The following is a 23250-nucleotide window of genomic DNA, read 5'->3' as shown; positions in this document are numbered from 1 at the left end:
GTCCAGATTCGCCACGAGTAATGTGCTCAGTTGAACAGCGATGCCTGATCGTCCTTCCGGCGCCGATACAATCCCGATGCTTGAGCCTCGCTCGGCTGAGAGCACCCTATGCATTCGGCCCAGGCCGCAAGCACTCCTGCCTGCGTACGGTTTGCCACACCAAGCTTCGTGAGCAATGCACGTACGCGCATTTTTACGGTATTTTCGGTGCAAGCTATGCCGCGCGCAATTTCCTTGTTCGACATGCCCTGCGAAATCAATTGCAGCAATTCCTTCTGACCACGATCAAGCTTTGCGGTTAAGATGGCTTTGCTGCGGGACTGGTATCGGATGATGCCGTTTTGCTCTCCGATACAGATCCTAGGAACTTCAGCCGCCAGGGCCACGAGATGACCCAACGCTTCGCAAGAAAGATCGGTCGGAACGCTGCAGGCCGGCTTGCCGCGAGCGACCATTGCCGAATAGAAATCGCTATCGTTTTCGTCATGCATTACGATCCAGTTTGCAACTGGAACATTCGCGGCCATGGCAGCTAGCTGCTCACCATCGGCGGAATGGTGGGTGTCCACATAGATGCCGACGTCGGCCGGATTGACGACTGTCTTGGCGGCCACCTGAAAATTTCGTGTCGACGCCGATACAGTCATCCCTTCGGCCTTTAGCGCTTTACCGATCATTTCGCAGAACAGTGAACCCTGACAAACTAGGACCACAGATAGCGGCTTGGACATGATACTCTCGCTTGATCTGAACCGTCAAAACATAGTGATCAAAAACAAGCGGGTGCCTTTGCGACATGCAAAAGCGACGCTTTGGCGGCCATGAATTCGGGTGAAGGGCGTTCCCTTTTGTCCCGTTCGCCAAGCGACGAAGCCATTTGTTCCCGATCACCGATACGCAATGCGACTCGGACCCGACGGGCTGAACAATAGGTAAAAAAAACGTAAATTCAATCCGAAATGGATCGACCCTAAAGTGTCGATTCGAGCGCAAAAGCGCAGTCGGCGAAACGCAATATCAAAACGCCACTCCGCATTCGAACTTGCTTTTGCGATCGGTACTTTCTGACCAACTCATTGGTGCCCAAAGCACCCTACCGCGTGCCACCGCTACCCCATGATTTCGGTAAATTGGCTGCCGGGACACGACAGCATGTAGCAGCAATAAGGTTGGTCGCCTGCGCGCGTGTTTGGGGGTCCTGTCACGGAAGAGCCAACAGGAGACAGATCATGAAGACCATCGTAAAACTCGCCAGTGTTGCAGCCAGCTCGCTTATGCTCGCGGCGACCCCCGCAATGGCACAAGATTCCGAAAGCTATGCGATTGCCCTTTCTGGGACGGTCGCCAGCAATTGTGAGCTGGTGCCCGAAGGCAGCGGCTCCTATAGCGTCGATATGCTGGAGACCGGCAATCAGGGCGTGCTCACCGTCCTTTATTCCTGCAACTCGCCCTATACCGTGTCACTGCAGTCGCAGAACGGCGGCATGCGGCATGTAGAGAGCGCAGGCGCGGTCAACATCGATTATGACGTGGAAGCCAGCTTCCTGGGTCTGGGCATTGGTGCCACCAGCACCAATTCCGCATCGATGCAGGCGGCGCCCGTCGTTATTGTCACCAACAACGACTGGACCAACATCCTGCTGAATGGCGGCACTCGCACCGGCAATCTCGATCTTTCGTTCGACAGCCTGGCTGAATATGCGGTCGCGGGAACGTACGAGGACGAGCTGACGATTACGCTGAAAGCCAACCTCTAAGCGCCCCCGCATAGAGGTTGTCTTGGGTCGGGAGGAACGCGTCCTCCCGACCCACTTCAGTTATGACCAGACATGAGAGGGGGCTGCCATGTCGACGCGTATGAAAGTCACACGATCATTTGTTGTAGTAGCAGCGATCGCAACAACCGCCCATGTGGGCGCTTACGATCTTAAGCCAATCGTCTTCCAGCTGGCGCCTTCTGGCCCTGGTTCAAGCCAAGCCATGATGATCACCAATTCGCACGAAGTGCCGATCGCTATCGAAGTGCGCGCGTACGGGCGAAAGCAATTGGCTGACGGGGAGGATGTGCTTACGCCAGAGGATGACGATATCGTCATATATCCGCCCCAAATGGTGATTCAGCCCAAGACCAGCCAAAGCTTTAAAGTTCAGTGGGTCGGGGATCCAGCTCCAAAGCACGAGCTTTCCTATCGAATCGTGACGAACCAGCTCCCGATCAAATTCAAACGCGCAGAGTCAAACGGCCGCGTCGCCGATGTGACGATGAAATATCGTTATGAGGCAGCGCTGTATGTGGTTCCCAAGGGGGCGACGCCATCAGCCTCTTTAACGTCAGTCACGAGAGTTGCCGAAGCCGGTGGTGCGGCTTCTCTGGAGCTGCGAATCCGTTCGGATGGCACGCTCCGAGCCGTTCTCGACCAGCCATCGTTACAACTGACCACGGCCACGGGCCGAATCCTCAGTTTGACGGGCGATCAAGTCAAACCCCTGGCTGGGCTTAACATCCTGCCTGGCGTGGAACGGGTCGTGCGTATTCCCGCGCCAGATGGCCTTGAGACGGGGGCACTACAGGGACAGCTGAAAACTAAGTATACGACGCTTTAAGGGATATGGCGTGCACATATCCCTTCAGATACCGATGGCAGCGGCGGGTCTATTGATAAGCTGCGCCACCCACGCGTACGCAATGCGCCGCCAGGTGACTGCACCGGCCGCCGCGGCCGATACCTTAAAACCATTGGATCAGGAGGTGCCGCGGGTTACTGATACCCAAGATACGGACGCATTGTTTCGCCAGGTTTTCGGCACGGATCGTCCAGCCCCGGCCGCGGGCGAATACTCTGTGCTCGTCGATGACATCAACGTCGGTGATTACCGGATAACCCCAGGGAGAAGCGACGACGGCAGTGTTGACGCTGGCTTGGTCCGCAACGCACTCTTACCCATAGCGCTGCCCGAATTGGCCGCGAAGCTTAGGTCTGTCTCGCAAAAGCCAATCGTTGCGTTTCAGGATTTGCGATCGCTGGGATTGGAAGTGACATTCGATCCGGGGCAATTGGTGCTTCGTATTCGTGTGCCGGCCAGCTTGCGAAATGTCCGCGAACTGATCCTGAGAACCGCGCGGCGTCGTCAGGATATCGATTATGCCGATCAGGCTGTCGTTTCGGCCTATGCCTCATTCCGAGCAGGCGTCGATGTTATCGCCCAAACGACGACGCGGGATCGGGGGGTTAGCGGCAAGGCGGCTGATATCGATCTAGGCGCCAATCTGTTTGGTGTGGCCGCCCAAGCGCGGTTTCGGTATGATGAGCGCCGCCGGAACCGCTGGTCTCGCGGGGATATCCGTCTGACCTATGACGATGTCAGCCGCTTGATCCGATACGAGTTGGGCGACCTCAGCGTGGGTACTCGGCCCTTCCAGCTAGCCCCTAGAATGGCTGGAATTTCGGCCTATCGTGAGTACCCGATTGATCCCTACCGTAATATCAGGCCCGTCTCTGAGCGGGGCTTTGAGCTCGATCGGCCCGCCAGGGTGGAAATTGTCCTCAACGGCGTTCCGACCCGCAGCTTCGACCTGCCAGCGGGCAGGTTCAGTTTGCGAGATTTTCCGCTTGTTCCATCGGCTGCCAACGATATCGAGCTGCGGATTACCTACGCCACTGGTGAAGTGGAGATCATTTCCTTTCCCGCATTTTATGACATCGAGCTGCTGAGCCCGGGTTTGATCGACTTCGCGTTCAACCTTGGCGTTCCCTATCAAGACGATGATCGGGGCAGGGTCTATGATCGCGGCAACTATAACCTACTTGGCTATGTGCGCTATGGATTGAGCGACACGCTGACGATCGGTGCGAATATCGAAGGTGATCGCTATTTCAATCTCGTCGGCGCTGAGGGCATCTGGGCATCTCCCATTGGATCGATTGCTCTCAATATCGGGATGAATGCCAATAATCCCGGGCTTTCTAGCAGTCGCGTTGCCCTCCAATATGCCTGGCGGGATGCGGATGCCCAAAGAGGTCGGGCGATCGATGCCCTGCTTACCGTGACGGGTGAGGATTATCGTTCGCTAAACGGGATTTTCGGAAGCAACCTAATCACAACGTCCGCATCGCTTCGCGCTGGGCAAATGATCAACGAGCGAACACGACTGCAAGGTTATGGCGGATATGAAGAGGTTAGGGGTTTTGGAAGTCGTTACTATGTCGGCACCAATATTTCGTATCAACTCCCTTGGGGGTCGTTTTCTATGGGTGGCGAATATCAGAAAAGTCCTGAGGAAACAGGACCGGTCGTCCGGGCATCTCTGTCGGTGCCGTTGGGTCGCGGAGCTCTCAATGCCAGCTACACTTCCCAGAATAATACCTCCCGCGTAGAATATAATCGATTGGCCGCCTTGGGTGTCGGGGCCATCGGTGTGAGTGCGGGTGCCGAGCATCGAGACGACTTTGACAGGCAGTTCGCGCGGATGAGCTATATCGGAAATCGTTTCGAGGCCGCGGCAGACTTGACCCGTTCCACGGGTCAAAGCGGACAAAATGATCTTCGAACTGGCCTGTCATTCGGTTCGTCAATCGTCATGGCAGACGGAGCATTTGCGATCGGGCGCCCCATCAGTAACAGCTTTGCCTTGGTCGATCTTGTATCGGGTGCGGCCGATTATCAAATCGCGGTAGAGCCGCGTCAGGGGTTTGGCTCCACTACGACCCGCTACACCGCGTACAGTGGTGCCCTAGGGGCTGCGGTCATCCCCAATCTTCCAGCCTATTTTGATCGTACCATCCAGGTGGATGCGCCGTCTGCACCTGCCGGGACCTCTGTTGGCGGTCAGATCTTCGTCGTCCGCCCGGGATATCGCAGTGGCTTCAAGCTCCTCGTGGGTAGCGATAACAACGCCTCCCTCATCGGAACACTGGTGGATAAGGTCGGCAAACCGGTGAGTTTTGCGTCGGGACAGGCTCGTAAAGTCGGGGCGGGAGAGAAGGACGAGCCGTTGCTCATCTTCACGAACGGCAGCGGACGTTTCTTTCTTGAAAACGTTGCTGAAGGTACTTCTTATGAAATCACGATTTCCGCGGGTGATATCGTCGCCCGCACCACTGTTAGCGTACCTGCGGAAACAGTAGGCATTCATCGGATTGAACAGCCCGTTCCACTCGACTTGGAAATGCCTGCGCGCAAAGGAGATCAGCCGTGAGCCTCGATCGTTTTGCCGCCTTCTGGTGCGCCGCCGGCACCATAGCATTTTCGCCGGAAATGGCAGTTGCTCAAGACCTGCCCGACGATGCAGAATGTCGACTGGAAATGCGGGTGGAAAATGACGTGGAATGGCGAGGGCTCTACGGCCGTGGCTATGAAGTTTTCGACCAAGGCGACGAGTTCGAGGTTGTACCGATCACCATTCGGCACGAAGGCGCTGGGTGCCGCTACTTCATAACTGCATCATGGTTATCGACAGGCGGAGAGCATTTTCTGGCGGGACCGCAGGACCGGCTACGATTTGATCTGTTACGTGACCCCAATGGGCCGTCCGTGTTGTCTCCCGATTTCGCGGGCAATCAGCTGAGCCGGATCGCCGGGGCTTTCAGGACTGGTGCGTCCGCAATCTCAATCCCGCTCTATGTTTCCGTGCCTGCGGGTCAATTCGTACGCGGGGGGAGCTATCAGGGACAGGCGGTCATTCGGCTCTTCAGGGACGACAATGGACCAGAGCTGGCCGACGAAGGGAGCGTGGGTATCGCGGTTCCGGTGGCGTCAGTGCTAAAAGTGGAAAGCCCCGATGCCGGCCCAGGGGTCAAAGACTTAACCGTCGACTTGGGGGACCTCACCCAAGGATCGCGCCACACTGTCACCTTTGCAATCCGCAGCAACGCCAACGTGACAGCACGGTTCGAATCGGCAAATAACGGCGTCCTCAAGCATTCTGCCGGAGCGCCCCCGATTAAATATGACGTCGCGCTGGCGGGAGTCCCGGTCGATCTGACCGGCACAGGATGGCAATCGCTGTCTGTGTTCGGTCAGAATGAAATGTCGGTGCCGTTAGACTTTGTCGTCGGCCCGCAGCAACATGCTGGGGCCGGCTACTATTCCGATATGGTGACTGTGACGTTTCGGGCAGACTGATAAGCGTAACTTGGTCCTTGGATTTCGGTGGATGCGTGGCAGTGCGATCGGCGCTTCGCCGGTTAACAGGTCCGCGAAGGCACCGTTGAGGATCGAGGTTGCGCGGATCGGCGCTGCATCGACGCGCGCCATGAAGCGCCGCCGAAGGTCCATGTTGCGATTGTCGCCGGGGCGGGTCTTGGTGAAGCCTAGCAAAAAGTTGACGGGATGAAACGGGGTACGCCCGCCGCGACCGCCGCATCGAGCAGTGGGGCTTGGAGATCGAGAATGACCGGCTGCGGCCCGTTCAGGACCGAGACGACGCACTCTCACCATCCAGCGCATCCGAGAGCGCAGCGTGATCGGCAAAATCGGCCGGGACCGGTGCACCGCCACGCGCGCGCACGGCATCCTGCGCCGCGGCCGGCGGGCCGCTGCGGACCAGCGCCCGCACCCCCACGCCACGCCGGACCAGCGCCGACAGCGCGCTGCCCCCAATTTTCTGTGGTCTGAACCTCAGGTCAAGATGATCCATTTCGATGGAAACCGATTGCCGTATGTCCGATGACAGACCCGAAAACGATAGCCGCGCATTCTTCGAGGGTGTCTTGCCCATCCGCTTCTGAAGTCGCGTCGTTCAACGCTTTGGGCACGTAGACGGTAGCCGGTCCGCTTAAAGGGTAAGTCGTTATCGCTGTGCCTTTTGGTGATCGTCGACGCGATAACGTGCCACGGCCCGTATGGGCCACATCGCCGCCAAGCCCCTGCCGTCCGATCGAAAAATCGTTGCAAAGGCCGATCCCGGTAAGAATCACAAGAATGCGCGATCCCATAGCCCTCACGCGCGCGTCAAAACACCATCGCTGACCCTGGATGCCATCGAAAGTACCATCAGCTGCCCGAGGTGTTTTGCGTCGGATTGGGGCGATGGACCGCCAAAATTGGAACCGCCGTGCGCGGATGCCCAATGACTAAATTCGTGCTGCTTGCCGACTGCTAGGCTTCGGCAAACGATTCGGGGAAAGCTGCGGTTTGCAGACCCAACGAAAGCAGTCTGTGTCCGGAAACCGGAGGTTCAAGCGCTACCTCGACATTCTCACAACTCCATCTTCAACGGCATATTTGGGGCAAAGCGCAATTGTTAACAAATTCTGCGAAAATGCCCGCATCGATGGCAGGGAGGGTAACAATTCGGTGGCTGCCATCTCACCGAACGTTCGTTTTCGGGAAAGCCAGATGAACCGCGGCCACCCTGCTATTGTAATCGTTCCTGCCGAACCAAGTGAATCACATCAAACCTTGCGCAAGCCGACCGCTCGATATGCGACGCCGCGCTCGAGCCCGCGCAGTTCGGCAAGACCTCGCATTCGTCCGAGCAGCGAATAACCGGGGGACGACTTGCGCTGGAGGTCGTCGAGCATCTGATGGCCGTGGTCCGGCCGCATCGGGATGCTGCGTGCCTCCCGGATGGAGATCTCGTGGACGGCTGCAACCACCTCCGCCATGCCTGCCGAACCGTCGAGATGCGGCGCCTCATGGAACGAGCGCCCCTCTTCCCTCTGGACGGAACGGAGGTGGAGGAAGCCAATACGATCCCCGAAGCGCCGAACCATGCCGGGGAGATCGTTGTCCTCGCGCGCACCGAAGGATCCCGTGCAGAAGCACAGGCCGTTCGACTCTTCTGGGACAGCCGCGAACAACTGGTCCAGGTCCCCCCCGGTACTGACCACCCGCGGCAGGCCGAAGATGGGGAAAGGGGGATCGTCGGGATGGACGACCAATCGGATACCAACCTCCTGGGCAATCGGGCACACCGCACGAAGGAAGGCGTGATGGTTCGCCCGCAGTTGGTGGGCGTCAATATCGCAGTAGCCGTTAATTGCCTCAAGGAACTGTACCGAGTTGAAGCTTGCCTCGCTGCCGGGCAGCCCGGCTATGATGTTGCGCTCAAGCTGCCGCCGTTCCCGTTCATTCATTGCAGAATGCAACTCCTGCGCCGCAACGCGCACAGCGTCATCGTAGTCCGCCTCGGCGCCGGGGCGCCGGAGAATGTGAATGTCGTACGCGGCAACCGCGATCCAATCAAAACGGAGCGCGCGCGCGCCGTCGGGCAGCTCAAAGGCAAGATCAGTCCGCGTCCAATCCAGCAGCGGCATGAAGTTGTAGGTCACCACCGTGATGCCGCCCGCGGCGAGGTTGCGCAGGCTTTCGCAATAGGCGGCAACCAGTCGGCCCCAATCGTCGCTGCGCTGCTTTAGACCTTCGTGGACCGGCAGGCTCTCCACCACCGACCATTCTAGGCCTGCCGCCTCGATTATCTTCCGACGTTCGGCGATTGCCGCCAACGGCCAAACCTCGCCGTTGGGAACCTCGTGGAGTGCGGTGACGATCCCGGAGGCACCGGCTTGCCGGATGTGCCCTAGCCCGACAGGATCCGACGGGCCGAACCAGCGCATTGTCTGCTGCATCAACATGGCGTTGGCCCTTTCTTCCAGACCCGGGGCGGGTTCAACCGTAATCTTCCCGGTGCACGGGTCGCCCGACGCCGCTACCCGAAGGGGAAGCAGGTTCAAAGGTCTTGGTTCGGCAGGGCAACGGTCTGCATAGGACCGCACGGATGCCGGGTTGCGAGCCGCAGTCGACGTCTTGCGCGCTGCGGACGCTCGTGAGAGGAAGCCCGCATGCACAGCGTTGGCCGTAAACTATACCAGCAGATCTCCGAGCAGATCGCCCTTGAGATCAAAGAGAATGTCCATCCTGCAGGATCTCGCCTTCCCGCAGAACGCGATTTGGCAGACAGATTCGGCGTCAGCCGTCCAACGATCCGCGAAGCGATGATAGCGCTTGAGATGCGAGGACTAGTCGAAGCTCGACATGGCTCCGGCATTTACGTGACATTCTTGAATCCCCTTGAGATGGCGACGGCCGAGCTGGACGTCGGTGCATTCGAGCTGGTTGAGGCTCGGGTCCTTGTTGAGGGGGAAGCGGCAGCCCTTGCCGCAACCGCCATCACCGAAAGCATGATCGCGCGATTGGACGATACGTTGATGGAGATGACGTCCGTTCCTCCAGCCTCTGACGAGGCGCGGGTCCTGGACCGAAAATTCCATCTATTGATTGCGGAAGCCACCGGGAACACGGTTGTTCATTCGTTTGTGGGAGCGCTCTGGGACATTCGCGAGCAGTCCCCTTTGAGTGTTCACATGTTCGCCCAAGCGCAACATGAGGGTGTCCACCCACGAATCGATGAACACCAATCGATAGTGGAGGCGCTCCGCGCGAACGACGCTGCTGGAGCGCGTCAGGCAATGCATGTCCATCTGCAACGCGTTACCGATGACCTGCTCGTGGCGACGGAGCTCCAACTCATTGGACGGGCGCGGCTCGAGGCTGCCGCCAAGCGGTAATAATTCCCTCAACGTCCGAAAAAACTGCGATAAAATTGGCTTGACCAATTCGCAGCAGCCCTTCATGTTTGCGCTATCAAAGGGAAGTCGGCAAATTTCCTGGTAACGCGAAGACAATAGCCAGCGTTACCCTTAATTCGCAAGACAATGCCGATCTCCTGCGAACATGCTGACGCAAAATTGCGCTGTCTGGAGAGGGAAAATGCGAGCAAGCCTAAATAAATCCGCCGGTCGCGTATCGCGCTTCATGGCGACGACTAGGGTCGGGACCCATAAATCGGATACCCTTTGGGGCGCGAATGTGATTCAGGCTCGGCAACAGCAGGAGCGTGGATTTGAGCGAGTTCTGGTTGAGCGAGGAGCAGTTCGAGCGGCTTCGGCCATTGTTGCCGGACAAGGTGCGCGGTGTTGCGCGGGTAGATGACCGACGGGTGATCAGCGGCATCATCCATGTGGTCAAATCGGGCGGGCGCTGGGTCGATGCACCGGCCTGCTACGGTCCGAGAAAGACGCTCTACAACCGGTTCGTGCGGTGGGCGGCGAAAGGCGTCTGGCAAGAGATGTTCGTCACGCTGGCGGCAGCGGGTGGACCGCCCGCCGAAGTCCTGATCGACAGCACGCATATGAAGGCCCACCGCTCGGCGGGCGGCGGAAAAGGGGGGCGCTCGTCCAGGCAATCGGGATCAGCAGAGGCGGTCGCAACAGCAAGCTCCACGCGCTCACCGACGGTCAAGGCCGCCCGCTCCGCTTCCTGCTGACCGGCGGTAACGTCGCCGACTGCCGTGCTGCTGATGTCCTGCTCAACGATCTCGCGCCACGCACCATCGTGCTGGCCGACAAGGCGTATGACAGCAATGCGATCCGCGACCTGATCGAGCGCCAGGGTGCCGTGCCCAACATCCCCTCCAAGGTGAACCGGCGCTGGAAAAGCTGCTTCTCCCGCACGCTCTACAAAGGCAGGAACGCTATCGAGCGCATGTTCTGCCGCCTCAAGGATTATCGGCGCATCGCCACCCGCTACGACAAACTTGCCACCAACTTCCTCGGCGCAATCTACCTCGTGGCAGCCGTCACCTGGTGGTTATGAGTCCCGACCCTAGCATTATTGTTGCGGCAAGCTCGCAGTTCGCCGCTGCCCAGACCATGCCGGTGGTTTCCGCGACACCGCAGTCCGCCCGGCCGACACCAGCGCCAGCACCTCGCACTACTACCGGCATCCAGGCGGATCCAACGACAACGACTAGCCGTGACGAAACCGGCGTGACGCAAGGCGGTAGCTCCACGACATCGGCTGATGACGCATCCACTCAAGCCACCACTGGCCAGTCACCCGGTGCCGGCGGTACCGCGGTCGATGACGGCGGCATTGGTGCCCAGCAGTCGGGCGGTACGGGCACTGGGAACCAGGTTGGTGCTGAAGGCGACATCATTATCACCGGCTATCGGCGGTCTCTTGAAGACTCGGCCAACGCCAAAAAGAACGCCACCAACTTCATCGACTCCATCTACGCCGAAGATGTCGGCAAGTTTCCCGACCTTAACCTCGCCGAATCGTTGCAGCGTTTGCCCGGCGTCGTCATTGATCGCGACCGGTCAGGCGAGGGGACGACTGTCAACGTGCGCGGTTTAAGCGCTGGCTTCACCGTCACAACAATCAACGGTTTCGCGACGACCACCTCTGCCTATTCGGGCAACGAAGGCCGCGGATCGGGCTTGGACGTGCTGCCCAACGAACTATTCCGCCGCTTGACCTTAAGCAAATCGCCGACCGCCAGCACCGTCGAGGGCGGCACGGCGGGGGTGATTGACCTTCAGCCGCTGCGCGCGTTTGACCGCAAGGGGTTTAACATCAGCCTGCAGGCGCAGGCGCAGTATCAGGATGCGAGCGGCACCACCACGCCGCGCGCGGCACTGATCGTCAGCAACCGCTTCGACACCGGCATCGGCGAGTTCGGCATCCTTGGCGCCGTGGCGTGGGCGAAGCGCGATTATCGCAGCGAAAACTTCGACACGATTGGGTGGACGACATTGGCCGTAGGTGCCTGCCCCAACAACACCGCGGGCATCGCGCGTGGATGTAATTCTGGCAACCCTGCTACTGGCGGCTATGGCCGTGGTGCGGGAGCCACGCTGGCCCGAGTTCCAGGAAACGTTCCCGCATCGCTCGGCCTTGGGGCACAGGGCTCGCCACTGACTCAATGTCTGGATGGGGCGCCGGGCGGCACCTCGGGTCTGAGTTGCCAAGATTTGAGCTTTGCGCTTGTCCCGCGCCTGATGCGAGCCGAACAGACCATCGGCACGCGCCAGCGTACCGGCGGCCTCGTGAACCTGGAATACCGGCCTATCGAATCTCTGCGCTTCCGGGCTGATTTCTTGTTTAGTGACGTCAAGAACGAGTTCAAACAACATCAATTGATGATGGTGGTGCGAAGCTACAACAATCAAATCCCAGTCGACTTCGAATTGAACGACGATCGCGTGCTGACCTCCGGCACGTTTGCGAATACCTATTTCCTTAACCAGTCGGACGGCGGCAACACGCCTTCCGACCTGTTTTACCGCTCAGCGGCGATGGAATGGGACGTGTCACCTACGTTGCGATTCAACGTGTCGGGCATGATGAACAGCGCCAACCTGCTTAACGAGTCGCTTCAGTACACGATTCAGTCCGCGCGACCCACGATCCCGCTTTCGTTCCACCCTGCAGGAACGCCGGCGCCGGCAAGCACGCCCGCCGTAAATCTGACGCCGAACAACACCGGCCAAGTCGGATACTATAACTATAATCCCGGCGACCTGACACCGTCGATCGAAACCAATCTCGATCTGCCCACCTACCGTGATTACTTCTGGCAGGAAGGCCGAAACGGCGTTTCCCAGCAAGACCTTGAGCAAAAATCGATCCGGTTCGATCTTATCGGGGGCGACGTAGACAGCTTCCAATGGTCTGTCGGGTATATGAAAAATGTGTTTGATCGCCGGATTAGCGCTTGGGCGGGAGGCCAGATCGCCGGGTGCTTCACACGGGGCTTCTGTGGATCAACCTTTGCGTCACAGCGACCTTCGCTGGTCGAGGCAATCCCCGACTCTGAACTGCCCAATTACATGATCGAATTGCCTTCGATGGAATTGTTCAAAGGCGCGCCGTTCAACGCCGGGTTCGATAATGGGTGGCTGGTTCCGGACTTTGACAAGATTGCGCAGACCGTCGATCTAGACTATTTCCGTAATGGCATTAATCCCGGCGAAACTGCGGAAAGCTATCTTGGTTCCTTTGCGCGGAGGGATCTTAAGGAAGATACCGACGCGGCCTATTTTATGCTGGACGGGCGAAACGAGCTGTTCGGCATGGAACTTAGAGCCAACGCAGGGCTGCGTTACGCACGTACGTTTCAAAGTGCCAACGGCCGGGTCAACGACTTTATTTTGAACGACGGCACCGGTCCAACGATCCGGGCATTCTCCAACGAGTATGATAATTTCTTGCCGAGTGCGAACTTCGCGCTCTTCCTGCGGCCTGACCTCGTGCTGCGCGGTGCTGGTGCCAAGACGGTTACCGGGGTCAGCCCGGCCGATTTGTTGCCCGGTTTCTCGCTGAACCTCGATGCGACAAACTACGACCTTGGCAATCCGGAGCTTCAGCCGTTCACGGCGGACAATTTCGACGTCGGTATCGAATGGTATCCGCGCTCGCGAACGGTGCTGACTTTCAACGCATGGTGGAAGCGAATCTACAACTATCCCTTCGTCCTTCGTACCCAGCAACCGTTCAATACGCTTAACATCAATTTCGACCGCCTAACGACGCGCCAACAGGAAGGGATTAATTCGCTTGGCGGCCCTGATGTCGCGACTATACAGGTGTCGCAACGTGACAACTCTGATCTGGTCATCAACCTAGCCGGGCAAGAGTTCCAGTGGGTGCAGCCGCTCGACTTCCTGTTCAAAGGCCTCGGGTTCAACGCCAACGTTACTCATATCAAGCAGTCGCTTAGTGGTAACGTACCCGCTGGTTTCAATCCTAACGCTCTACTTGCTGGGCTGGCCCCCTGGACCTACAATCTTACCGGATATTATGAATCAAAGATCTTCCAGGTGCGCCTGTCCTACGTGCATCGTGATGCAACGCTTGCCTTTGTTTGCCCGTGCGATAACGTTCCGGGTGCCGACAACTACAACATCGCGACGGACTATTTGGACGCACAGCTATCGTTTCCGCTGCCATTCTATCCAAAGGCTGCCATTACCGTTCAGGCCCAGAATCTGCTGCAACAGGTATCCTTGTCGCGGTTCGGCAATCAGGAAGCCAGGCCCTACAACGGCAGCTTCGCTGGTCGTAACTTCGTAGTTGGCCTTCGCTCGAACTTTTGACGTTCTCCCCCAACTGGGGCGGCATCCTTAAATGCCGTCCCTTTTTTTATTTTGCTGGCATAAAGCGGCACCTTACCGCGCTAGTGGCACATCATATTTGGCTGGCCGGACTAGGGCCAGGACCCATTGATGTGAGGCGTGCGATCTGATTCGGGCTTCGCAAGGAGGCCTGGGATGAGCGACCTGTCCTGGCTGACGGATGAGCAGATGGCTCGCCTGCAACCGTATTTTCCCAAAAGCCACAGCAGACCTCGTGTCCATGATCGACGGGTGTTGAGCGGCATCGTCTTCGTCAACCGCAATGGTGGGATGCGGTGGCGGGATGCGCCCAGCGCTTATGGACCGCACAAGACGCGGTTCAACCGGTGGAAGTGGTGGGGCGAGCGGGGCGTGTTCCTGCGCATGATGGAGGGGATTTCGGGCGCCTGTTTGTCCGCACCATAAGTGGCATGAACCCCAAGCTGCCCGCCGTCAGCGATGCGAAGGGGCGCCCGCTCAGCTTCTTGATGACCGCCGGACAGGTCAGCGACTACATCGGTGCAGCCGCGCTGCTGGACGATCGGCCGAAGGCGCAATGGCTGCTCGGCGATCCTGGCTATGACGCCGACTGGTTCAGGGACGCTCGGCAAGCCAAGGGCATCGAACCCCGCATCCCAAGGCCGGAAATCACGGCTCCGCGTCGCTATCCGCTACGACCGTTGCCCAACCGGCTTCTGCTCCGCCGTCGCTCTCGCTGTCACCGTATTCTTCTGGCTATGACCAATGAGTCCTCACCCTAGGGGCGCTCAACCTTCATCCCCTTTAGTCATCCTCTTCCACCCGCTCGAAAATCCATTCGTGCTTCTCGACCAGCGTCGAGGGTACCGGGCGGCCGCTTGCGTCGCGCGAGGGGTCGAAGCGGTAGCGGCGGGTGATCAGGCGGCAGGTGGTCTGGTCGAGGATCGCATAGCCGCTCGAGCGGGTGATCTCGCAATCGGCGACGCGGCCGTTGGGGAGGACGGTGTAGGCGATCTCTACCGTGCCGCTGAGCCCCGCCTCGATCGCGGCGCGCGGGAAGTCGTTGTTGCTCATCCGGCCGCTGCGCCAGACCGGCGGGGTCTGCGATCCTCCCGCGCCGTCGCCATCGCCGCGCCCGCCGCTGCCGGTGCCGTCGCCCACGCCGCCCGCGCCGGTGCCGGGGCCGACGATCTCGGCGCTGCCGGTGGAGGTGTCGGCGCCGGTGCCCGCCTTGGGTGCGACGATTACCGGGGGCGGGGGGATCGGCAGGCGGATTTCGGGCGGCGGGGCCACCAGTTCGGTGGCGCGCGAGCGGAGGTTGGGGGGCGATGCCTCGCCCTCGGGACGGGTGTCGGCGACGGGGTTGGGCTCGATCCGCGCTGGCGGCGGCGGCGCGGGTTCGGGGGGGATGGTGAAGAGGTTGAGCGTGTCGGCGACGGGGGCGGGGAGGCGCACCTGCAGCCCGTCGATCAGGACCCAGGCCAGCAGCGCGGGGAGCGCCAGCGCGGCCAGCGCTGAGGCGGTTCGGTCGCGGGGGGTGGCTGGGGTGTAGGGCATGGGTTTGGGGTAACGGGGTTTGGGTGAATGGGGCATTTCCCCTTCTCCCGCTGCCGGAAGAGGGGGCGAGACTTGGGGGCGCTCTTGCGGCCCCTAGTCGCAGCGGTGAGGGTATTTTCTTCTTTGGGAGTAGAAGAAGAAGGCCCTCACCCAACCCTCTCCCGCAGGCGGGAGAGGGCTTTTAGAAGTTAGACTCTGGCTTCGTTCAACGCCTCCAGCTGGTCTTCGCTCAGCTTCAGTTCCCAGCCGTCGATCAGTTCGTCGAGCTGCGCCACGCTCGTCGCGCTGGCGATCGGGGCGACGACGCCTTCCTGTGCGGCTAGCCAGGCGAGCGCGATCTGGGCGTGGGTGGCGCCGGTTTCGGTGGCGATCGTGTCCATCACGCTCAGCACCTCGGCGCCCTTGCCTTCGAGCAGCTTCGCCATGCCGCCGCCGCGCACGCTCTGGCCGAAGTCTTCGGGCTTGCGATATTTGCCGGTGAGGAAGCCCGAGGCGAGGCCGTAATAGGGCGCGACGCCGATGTTGTGCTCGACGCACAGATTCTGCAGCTCGCCTTCGAACTTGTGGCGGCTGACCAGATTATATTCGGGCTGGAGCACGCGGTAATGCGGCAGACCCTGTTCGCGCGCGAGGTCGAGCGCCGATTTGAGCCGCATCGCACCGAAGTTCGACGCGCCGATCTCGCGCACCAGCCCCGCGTCGATCAGCTCGCCGAACGCTGCGAGCACCTCGGCCTGCGGCACCTCGGGATCGTCCTGGTGCGCGTAATAGAGGTCGATGCGGTCGATGCCGAGCCGGTCGAGCGAGGCGCGCGCCGCGGCGGCGATGCGCGCGGGGGCGAGGCCGGTGCCGCCCTCGCCGGGGAGCATGCCGACCTTGGTGGCGATCAATACCTTGTCGCGCTTGCCCGATTGCTTGAGCCAGCGGCCGATCAGCGCCTCGGATTCACCGCCCTGGTGGCCGGGCACCCAGGCCGAATAGCCATCGGCGGTGTCGATCATCGTGCCGCCGCGCTCGACGAAGCGATCGAGGATCGCGAAGCTGGTCGGCTCGTCGGCGGTCCAGCCGAAGACGTTGCCGCCCAGGATCATCGGCGGGGTCTGCATATCGGTGGACCCGAGCGTCCTGGGATCGTTGGGGGCGGGGTGGCGATCGGTCATGGCGCGGTTCCTTCGTTGGCGACGGCATCGGGGGCGATGGCGTCAAGCGACACGCTGTTGGCGTCGAGCATCTCGGCGGCCTCGTTGAGTTCGCGCGCTTCGTCGGGGCTGACACCGCCCGGCGCGGTGGCGGCGGGGTCGCCGCAGCCGGCGAGCGCCAGCGAGAGCAGCAACGGCAAGATCGGACGCATCATCATCCTCGCAAGGCTCGGGGAAGGGGGAACGAAGGGGCAAAACAAAAGGGGCCGCGTCTTCCAACGCAGCCCCCCGTGCAATCGATCCTTTGGCGGATGCGATCAGTTCTGCATGTCGCGGCCGGCTTCCTCGACTTCTTCGCCGGTCTCGCGCGCTGCGTTGTCGGCAGCGGCTTCGGTGCGGTCGCCGGCGTTCTCGATCGACTGGCCGGCCTGGTCGAGGCCGTTCTCGGCGGCGCCGAAGGCTTCTTCGCTGGCGGCTTCGACGTCCGACGCGGCTTCGCTGGTGGTCGTCTCGACATCGGTGGCGATCGCGTTGGCGGCTTCGCCGGTCTCGTTCTGCGCGTTTTCGCTGCAAGCGGCGAGGCCGAGTGCGGCTGCGGCGACGATCGGCAGCAGGAACAGGTTCTTCATGGGATTTCCCTTTCTTCGAAACAAATACTGGCCCGCTGAGGGCAAAGCCGGCGCGACGCTATGCGGCTGCGGGCCTTCGTGCAAGGCGAAGCGCGATGAGCCGCGTGTGGGGACCCCGATCGGCCGATGCCCGAACACTTCGATTGACCACATATAAAGATATCTTTATATGTCGCGACATGGACACCGCAACCGAAACCTTCCGTGCCCTGGCGGACTCGACCCGGCTGCGCATCCTTGCGCTGCTGCGGTCGATGGAATTGTCGGTCGGCGAACTGGCGCAGGTGCTGGGGCAAAGCCAGCCGCGCGTCAGCCGGCATGTGAAGATATTGTGCGACGCGGGGCTCGCGGCGCGGCGCAAGGAGGGCAGCTGGGTGTTCGTGGCGCTGGGCGCGGCGCGGCGGGTGCGGCCGGTGCTCGACGCGCTCGACGCCTGGAGCGAGGATTCGCCCGATCATTGGGCGGTCGCCGACAGCGCGCGGCTGGCGGCGGTGCGCGCCGATCGCGCCGCATCGGCGGCCGAATGGTTCGAGGCGAATGCCGGGCAGTGGGACGCGATCCGCTCGCTCCACGTCGCCGACAGCGAGGTCGAGGCGGCGATGTTGCGCGTGCTGGGCGACGGCGCGATCGATCAGCTGATCGACATCGGCACCGGCACCGGGCGGATGCTCGAGCTGTTCGGGCCGCGCGCGGCGCGGGCGCTGGGGATCGACCGGTCGTCGGAGATGCTGCGGCTGGCGCGCGCCAAGCTCGCCGAGCGTGGGCTCGACCATGCCGAGCTGCGGCAGGCCGATCTGTACGCGCTTCCGCTGGGCGATGGTGATGCCGATGCCGCGATCCTGCATCATGTGCTCCATTTCGCGCAGCAGCCCGGCGCCGCGATCGTCGAGGCGGGGCGGGTGCTGGCACCCGGCGGGCGGCTGCTGATCGTCGATTTCGCGCCGCACGAGCGCGAAGAGTTGCGGCTGCGCGATGCGCATGCGCGGCTGGGCTTTTCGGACGAACAGATATTGGGGTGGTTCGCCACCGCCGGGCTGGCGCCGGTGCAGACCGAGACGCTCGAAGGCGGCGAACTCACGGTGAAACTATGGTTGGCCCGCAAACGCCCCGAAGGGGCTGGGCTGCGTAAATTGGAGGTTGCGGCATGACCCTGTCGGTTGGACAGCTCGAGGAAGCCCGGCGCGCATTGGATGCGCCCTTGTTCGCCGATGTCGCGGGCGATTGCGCGGTGTCGTTCGAATTCTTCCCGCCCAAGAACGAGAAGATGGAAGCGACCTTGTGGCAGTCGGTCGAGACGCTGACCCCGCTCAATCCGCGCTTCGTGTCGGTAACCTATGGCGCCGGCGGCTCGACCCGCGAGCGGACCCACGCGACGGTGGCGCGGATCGCGCGCGAGACGCCGATCCCCGCCGCGGCGCATCTGACCTGCGTCGAGGCAAGCCGCGCCGAGATCGATGCGGTGGCCGAGGAATATTGGGCGGCGGGCGTGCGCCACATCGTCGCGCTGCGCGGCGACATGCCGACGCCGGGTGCGAAGTTCGAGCCGCGCCCCGACGGGTACGAAAATGCCGCGGCTTTGGTCGAGGGGCTGCGGCGGTTGCATCCGTTCGAACTGTCGGTCGCCGCCTATCCCGAGGGGCATCCCGATTCGGCCGACCTTGCCGCCGATCTCGACAACCTCAAGCGCAAGCTCGATGCCGGCGCGAACCAGGCGATTACGCAGTTTTTCTTCGAGGCCGAGACCTTCTTCCGCTTCCGCGATGCCGCGGCAGCGGCGGGGATCAAGGCCGAGCTGGTGCCGGGGATCATGCCGGTGACCAATTTCGCGGCGGTCCAGCGGATGTCGGCGATGTGCGGCACCGACGTGCCGCAATGGATGGGGCGGCTGTTCGAAGGGCTCGATTCGCTCCCCGACGCGCGGCAATTGGTGTCGGCGACGCTGGCGGCGGAGCTTAGCCGCAAGCTGTACGCCGGCGGGGTGCGGCATCTGCACTTCTACACGCTCAACCGCGCCGAATTGAGCTATGCGATCTGCCACCTGCTGGGGCTTCGGCCGCAGCCGGGCGAGGCGCGCGTGGCGGCTTGAACAACCTACCGTCACCCCAGCGAAAGCTGGGGTCTCGTGCCGCAAGGGCACGCAATCTAACCGGGAGACCCCAGCTTTCGCTGGGGTGACGAAACCATGACCCCACGCCAACAATTCCTCGCGCAGGCAGCGCAGCGTATCCTCATCACCGACGGCGCGTTCGGCACCGAGATCCAGAACTGGAAGCTGTCCGAGGCCGATTATGCCGGCACGCTGACGCTCGGCCGCGACCAAAAGGGCAACAATGACATCCTCGCGCTGACCAAGCCCGAAGTGCCCGAATCGATCCACCGCGCCTATTTCGAGGCGGGGGCCGACATCGCCGAGACCAACACCTTTTCGGCCAACCGGATCAGCCAGGCCGATTACGGCGCCGAGGGGCTGGTGCGCGAGATCAATGTCGAGAGCGCGAAGCTGGCACGGCGGCTGGCCGATGAATTCGCGGCCAAGGATGGCCGTCCGCGCTTCGTCGCGGGCGCGATCGGGCCGACCAACAAGACGCTGTCGCTGAGCCCCGACGTCAACGATCCGGGGTTTCGCGAGATCGATTTCGATTATCTGAAAGACGTGTATCGCGAGCAGATCGACGCGCTGCTCGAAGGCGGGGCCGATTTCATCCTGATCGAGACGGTGTTCGACACGCTCAACGCCAAGGCAGGCATCATGGCGGCGATCGAGGCGGGCAACGACCTGGGGCGCGACGTGCCGATCATGCTGTCGATGACGCTGACCGACCTGTCGGGACGCAATTTGTCGGGGCATACCGTCGAGGCGTTCTGGTGCGCGGTCCGCCATGCGCGGCCGCTGACGATCGGGCTCAATTGCTCGTTCGGCGCCGAGCAGCTGCGGCCGCATGTCCGCACGCTGTCCGACACCGCCGATACGCTGATCATGGTCTATCCCAATGCCGGCCTGCCCAACGAGCTGGGCGAATATGACGAGATGCCGGTGACCACCGCGGGCCTGGTCAAGGAATGGGCCGATGCGGGGCAGGTGAACGTGCTGGGTGGCTGCTGCGGATCGACGCCGGCGCATATCAAGGCGATCGCCGATGCGGTGACCGGGCTGCCGCCGCGCACGATGCCGGTGCCGCCGGTGCAGACCAAGCTTGCCGGGTTGGAGCCGTTCGTGATGGCGGCCTGATTTTCCCGTCACCCCGGCGAAGGCCGGGGCCAGAGCCAAGTGCGGCGTCGCCGGCGACCCTGGGTCCCGGCTTTCGCCGGGATGACGAATTAGGATTTACAATGACCACCCCCTCCTCGACCCATTTCGTCAATATCGGCGAACGCACCAACGTCACCGGCTCGGCGCGGTTCAAGAAGCTCGTGATGGCGGACGATTATGCCGCCGCGGTCGAGGTCGCGCGCCAGCAGGTCGAAAGCGGCGCGCAGGTGATCGACGTCAACATGGACGAGGGATTGCTCGACGCGCATTATGCGATGACGACGTTCCTGAAGCTGATCCAGGCCGAGCCCGATATCGCGCGGGTGCCGGTGATGGTCGACAGCTCGAAATGGTCGGTGATCGAGGCGGGGCTGAAGTGCGTCAGCGGCAAGCCGATCGTCAATTCGATCAGCATGAAGGAAGGCGAGGCGCAGTTCCTGGAGCAGGCGCGCAAGTGCATGGCCTATGGCGCGGCGGTGGTGGTGATGGCGTTCGACGAAGTTGGACAGGCCGACACCAAGGAGCGCAAGGTCGAGATTTGCGAACGCGCCTACAAGCTGCTGACCGGGATCGGCTTCCCGCCCGAAGACATCATCTTTGACCCCAATGTCTTCGCGGTCGCGACGGGGATCGAAGAGCATAACAACTACGGCGTCGATTTCATCGAGGCGTGCCGCGAGATCAAGGCGCGCTGCCCGCATGTCCATATCTCGGGCGGCTTGTCCAATTTGTCCTTCTCGTTCCGCGGCAACGAGCCGGTGCGCAAAGCGATGCACAGCATCTTTCTGTACCATGCGATCCCGGCGGGGATGGACATGGCGATCGTCAATGCCGGGCAACTCGACATTTACGACCAGATCGACCCAAAGCTGCGAGTGGCGTGCGAGGATGTCATCCTCAACCGCGATCCCGACGCCACCGAGCGGCTGATCGCGCTTGCCGAAACCTTCAAGGGCACCGACGTCGTCGCCGAAAAGGCCGCCGCCGAATGGCGCGGCTGGAGCGTGACCAAGCGGCTCGAACATGCGCTGGTCAAGGGAATCGACCTGCATGTCGTCGACGATACCGAAGAGGCGCGGTTGCAATTCGCGCGCCCGATCGAGGTGATCGAGGGGCCGTTGATGGACGGCATGAACGTCGTCGGCGACCTGTTCGGCAGCGGCAAGATGTTCCTGCCGCAGGTGGTGAAATCGGCGCGCGTGATGAAGAAGGCGGTGGCGCATCTGCTGCCCTATATCGAGGCGGCCAAGGAGCCCGGTGCCAAGGGCAAGGGCAAGGTCATCATGGCCACGGTGAAGGGCGACGTCCACGACATCGGCAAGAACATCGTCGGCGTGGTGCTGCAGTGCAACGGCTTCGACGTGGTCGATCTTGGCGTGATGGTGCCCTGGCCCAAGATCATCGAGGCGGCGAACGAGAATGATGCCGACATGATCGGGCTGTCGGGGCTGATCACGCCCTCGCTCGACGAGATGGTGACCGTTGCCGAGGAGATGAAGCGCGCTGGGATGACGATGCCGCTGCTGATCGGCGGCGCGACGACGTCGAAGGTGCATACCGCGCTGCGGATCTCGCCTGTCTATGACGGGCCGGTGGTGCATGTGCTCGACGCCAGCCGCGCGGTGGGCGTTGCCACTACGCTGGTGAGCGATACCCAGCGCAACGACTATGTCGCCAAGATCGCCGACGAATATGAAGCGGTGCGGGTCGCGCGCGCGAACAAGGGGCAGAGCGAGCTGATCCCGCTCGAAGCCGCGCGCGCCAATGGTTTCGTTGCCGATTTTTCGCTGAAGCCCAGCGCGCCTAAGCAGCCGGGGCTGCATGTGTTCGACGCCTGGGACTTGAGCGATCTGCGCGAGGTGATCGACTGGACGCCGTTCTTCCGTTCGTGGGAGCTGGCGGGCAATTTTCCCGCGATCCTCGATGACGAGATTGTGGGGGAGAGTGCGCGGTCGCTGTACGCCGATGCGCAGGCGATGCTCGATACGATCGTGGCAGAGAAATGGCTCACCGCGCGCGGGGTGGTTGGGCTGTGGCCGTGCGTTCGGGATGGCGATGATGTGGTGGTGACTGCAGACCGGAAAACCCAACCGTTCGCTTCGAGCGAAGTCGAGAAGCCTGCACTCGACCACGGTTTCTCGACTTCGCTCGAAACGAACGGGGAGGGGCACGCGCATGAAACCCGCTTCCCCTTCCTGCGCCAGCAGATCGCCAAGCGCGAGGGGCGGCCCAACATGTGCCTCGCCGATTTCGTCGACCCCAATGGCGACTGGATCGGCGGGTTTGCCGTCGGCATCCACGGGATCGACGAGCATATCGCGCGCTTCAAGAGCCAGCATGACGATTATCAGGACATCCTGCTCAAGGCGCTGGCCGATCGCTTCGCCGAAGCCTTTGCCGAGCGGTTGCACCAGCATGTGCGGCAGGAATTGTGGGGCTATGCCGAGGGCGAGCAATTGACCACCGAGGCGCTGATCCGCGAGCAATATCGCGGCATCCGCCCGGCGCCTGGCTATCCGGCTTGCCCCGATCATTCGGCCAAGCCGATGCTGTTCGACCTGCTCGACGCGCCCACGACCACCGGACTGACGCTGACCGAAAGCTTTGCGATGTGGCCGACGGCGGCGGTGTCGGGGTTCTACTTCGGGCATCCCGAGGCTTCGTATTTCGGCGTCGCGCGCGTCGGGCGCGACCAGCTCGAGGATTATGCCGGGCGGCGCGGGGTGGATCTGGCGCAGGCCGAACGTTGGCTGCGGCCGAACTTGGACTAATCATAATCCTCCCCCGCAAGGGGGAGG

The 23250-nt window shown here is 61.6% G+C and carries 18 protein-coding genes and 1 pseudogene; 12 read left to right on the top strand and 7 right to left on the bottom strand.

Annotated features, from left to right (window positions below; all coding sequences use genetic code 11):
- Window positions 1–26: 26 nt before the first annotated feature.
- Entirely contained in the window at window positions 27–731 is a 705-nt protein-coding gene (locus OKW76_RS05050) for a response regulator transcription factor (protein WP_265551697.1), read from the bottom strand.
- A 498-nt stretch (window positions 732–1229) separates the two neighbouring features.
- Between OKW76_RS05050 and OKW76_RS05045 the strand changes: the two genes are divergently transcribed.
- From OKW76_RS05045 to OKW76_RS05030, 4 genes are all read left to right on the top strand, one after another.
- Window positions 1230–1757, top strand: a complete 528-nt coding sequence (locus tag OKW76_RS05045) for a hypothetical protein (protein WP_265551695.1) — start codon at window positions 1230–1232, stop codon at window positions 1755–1757.
- Window positions 1758–1845: 88 nt separating this feature from the next.
- Window positions 1846–2604 (top strand): fimbria/pilus periplasmic chaperone, encoded by a 759-nt coding sequence (locus tag OKW76_RS05040; protein WP_265551693.1) that lies wholly within the window; start codon window positions 1846–1848, stop codon window positions 2602–2604.
- Window positions 2605–2686: 82 nt separating this feature from the next.
- Window positions 2687–5197: a hypothetical protein gene (locus OKW76_RS05035; RefSeq protein ID WP_265551691.1), complete on the top strand. Its 2511-nt coding sequence runs from the start codon at window positions 2687–2689 to the stop codon at window positions 5195–5197.
- Window positions 5194–6123 (top strand): hypothetical protein, encoded by a 930-nt coding sequence (locus tag OKW76_RS05030; protein WP_265551689.1) that lies wholly within the window; start codon window positions 5194–5196, stop codon window positions 6121–6123. The genes OKW76_RS05035 and OKW76_RS05030 overlap by 4 nt, the downstream gene beginning before the upstream one ends.
- Before the next feature lie 286 nt (window positions 6124–6409).
- On the opposite strand, the gene OKW76_RS05025 is transcribed toward OKW76_RS05030, so the two are convergent.
- Window positions 6410–6718, bottom strand: a complete 309-nt coding sequence (locus tag OKW76_RS05025; protein WP_265551688.1) for a hypothetical protein — start codon at window positions 6716–6718, stop codon at window positions 6410–6412.
- A gap of 676 nt (window positions 6719–7394) precedes the next feature.
- The gene (gene uxuA, locus OKW76_RS05020; RefSeq protein WP_265551687.1) at window positions 7395–8576 is read right to left on the bottom strand and encodes a mannonate dehydratase; all 1182 of its coding nucleotides are present in this window, start codon (window positions 8574–8576) and stop codon (window positions 7395–7397) included.
- A gap of 207 nt (window positions 8577–8783) precedes the next feature.
- On the opposite strand from uxuA, the gene OKW76_RS05015 reads away from it, so the two are divergent.
- The 4 genes and pseudogenes from OKW76_RS05015 to OKW76_RS05000 all read left to right on the top strand — a co-directional run bounded on the left by OKW76_RS05015 (window position 8784) and on the right by OKW76_RS05000 (window position 14659).
- A complete protein-coding gene (locus tag OKW76_RS05015; protein WP_265551686.1) occupies window positions 8784–9509 on the top strand; it encodes a FadR/GntR family transcriptional regulator in 726 nt (241 codons plus the stop codon).
- A gap of 335 nt (window positions 9510–9844) precedes the next feature.
- A protein-coding gene (locus OKW76_RS05010; RefSeq protein ID WP_265551684.1) for an IS5 family transposase occupies window positions 9845–10596 on the top strand; the annotation gives its coding sequence in 2 pieces (ribosomal slippage) (window positions 9845–10157 and window positions 10157–10596; 753 coding nt in all).
- A complete protein-coding gene (locus OKW76_RS05005; protein ID WP_265551683.1) occupies window positions 10593–13880 on the top strand; it encodes a TonB-dependent receptor in 3288 nt (1095 codons plus the stop codon). Before OKW76_RS05010 ends, OKW76_RS05005 begins: the two co-directional genes overlap by 4 nt.
- A gap of 174 nt (window positions 13881–14054) precedes the next feature.
- Window positions 14055–14659 (top strand): annotated as a pseudogene (locus OKW76_RS05000) (transposase).
- Window positions 14660–14681: 22 nt separating this feature from the next.
- On the opposite strand, the gene OKW76_RS04995 reads toward OKW76_RS05000, so the two are convergent.
- From OKW76_RS04995 to OKW76_RS04980, 4 genes are all read right to left on the bottom strand, one after another.
- Window positions 14682–15434, bottom strand: coding sequence for an energy transducer TonB (locus OKW76_RS04995; protein ID WP_265551681.1), 753 nt, complete (start codon window positions 15432–15434; stop codon window positions 14682–14684).
- Between the two features lie 188 nt (window positions 15435–15622).
- Window positions 15623–16594, bottom strand: coding sequence for an aldo/keto reductase (locus OKW76_RS04990; protein ID WP_265551679.1), 972 nt, complete (start codon window positions 16592–16594; stop codon window positions 15623–15625).
- Window positions 16591–16791 (bottom strand): hypothetical protein, encoded by a 201-nt coding sequence (locus tag OKW76_RS04985; RefSeq protein WP_265551677.1) that lies wholly within the window; start codon window positions 16789–16791, stop codon window positions 16591–16593. The genes OKW76_RS04990 and OKW76_RS04985 overlap by 4 nt, the downstream gene beginning before the upstream one ends.
- A 99-nt stretch (window positions 16792–16890) precedes the next feature.
- Window positions 16891–17202, bottom strand: coding sequence for a hypothetical protein (locus tag OKW76_RS04980; protein ID WP_265551676.1), 312 nt, complete (start codon window positions 17200–17202; stop codon window positions 16891–16893).
- A 179-nt stretch (window positions 17203–17381) separates the two neighbouring features.
- On the opposite strand from OKW76_RS04980, the gene OKW76_RS04975 reads away from it, so the two are divergent.
- From OKW76_RS04975 to metH, 4 genes are all read left to right on the top strand, one after another.
- Window positions 17382–18350 (top strand): ArsR/SmtB family transcription factor, encoded by a 969-nt coding sequence (locus OKW76_RS04975; protein WP_265551674.1) that lies wholly within the window; start codon window positions 17382–17384, stop codon window positions 18348–18350.
- Window positions 18347–19288 (top strand): methylenetetrahydrofolate reductase [NAD(P)H], encoded by a 942-nt coding sequence (metF, locus tag OKW76_RS04970; protein ID WP_265551672.1) that lies wholly within the window; start codon window positions 18347–18349, stop codon window positions 19286–19288. The genes OKW76_RS04975 and metF overlap by 4 nt, the downstream gene beginning before the upstream one ends.
- A 96-nt stretch (window positions 19289–19384) precedes the next feature.
- Complete coding sequence (locus tag OKW76_RS04965) at window positions 19385–20431, top strand: homocysteine S-methyltransferase family protein (RefSeq protein ID WP_265551671.1); 1047 nt, start codon at window positions 19385–19387, stop codon at window positions 20429–20431.
- 101 nt (window positions 20432–20532) lie between these two features.
- The gene (gene metH / locus OKW76_RS04960) at window positions 20533–23223 is read left to right on the top strand and encodes a methionine synthase (RefSeq protein WP_265551670.1); all 2691 of its coding nucleotides are present in this window, start codon (window positions 20533–20535) and stop codon (window positions 23221–23223) included.
- Window positions 23224–23250 lie beyond the last annotated feature (27 nt).

Origin of the sequence: Sphingomonas sp. S1-29 (assembly GCF_026167545.1) — a bacterium.
Taxonomy (GTDB): domain Bacteria; phylum Pseudomonadota; class Alphaproteobacteria; order Sphingomonadales; family Sphingomonadaceae; genus Sphingomonas.
The sequence above is the reverse complement of the archived record's forward strand: the minus strand, read 5'-3'. Positions and strand labels throughout refer to the sequence as shown.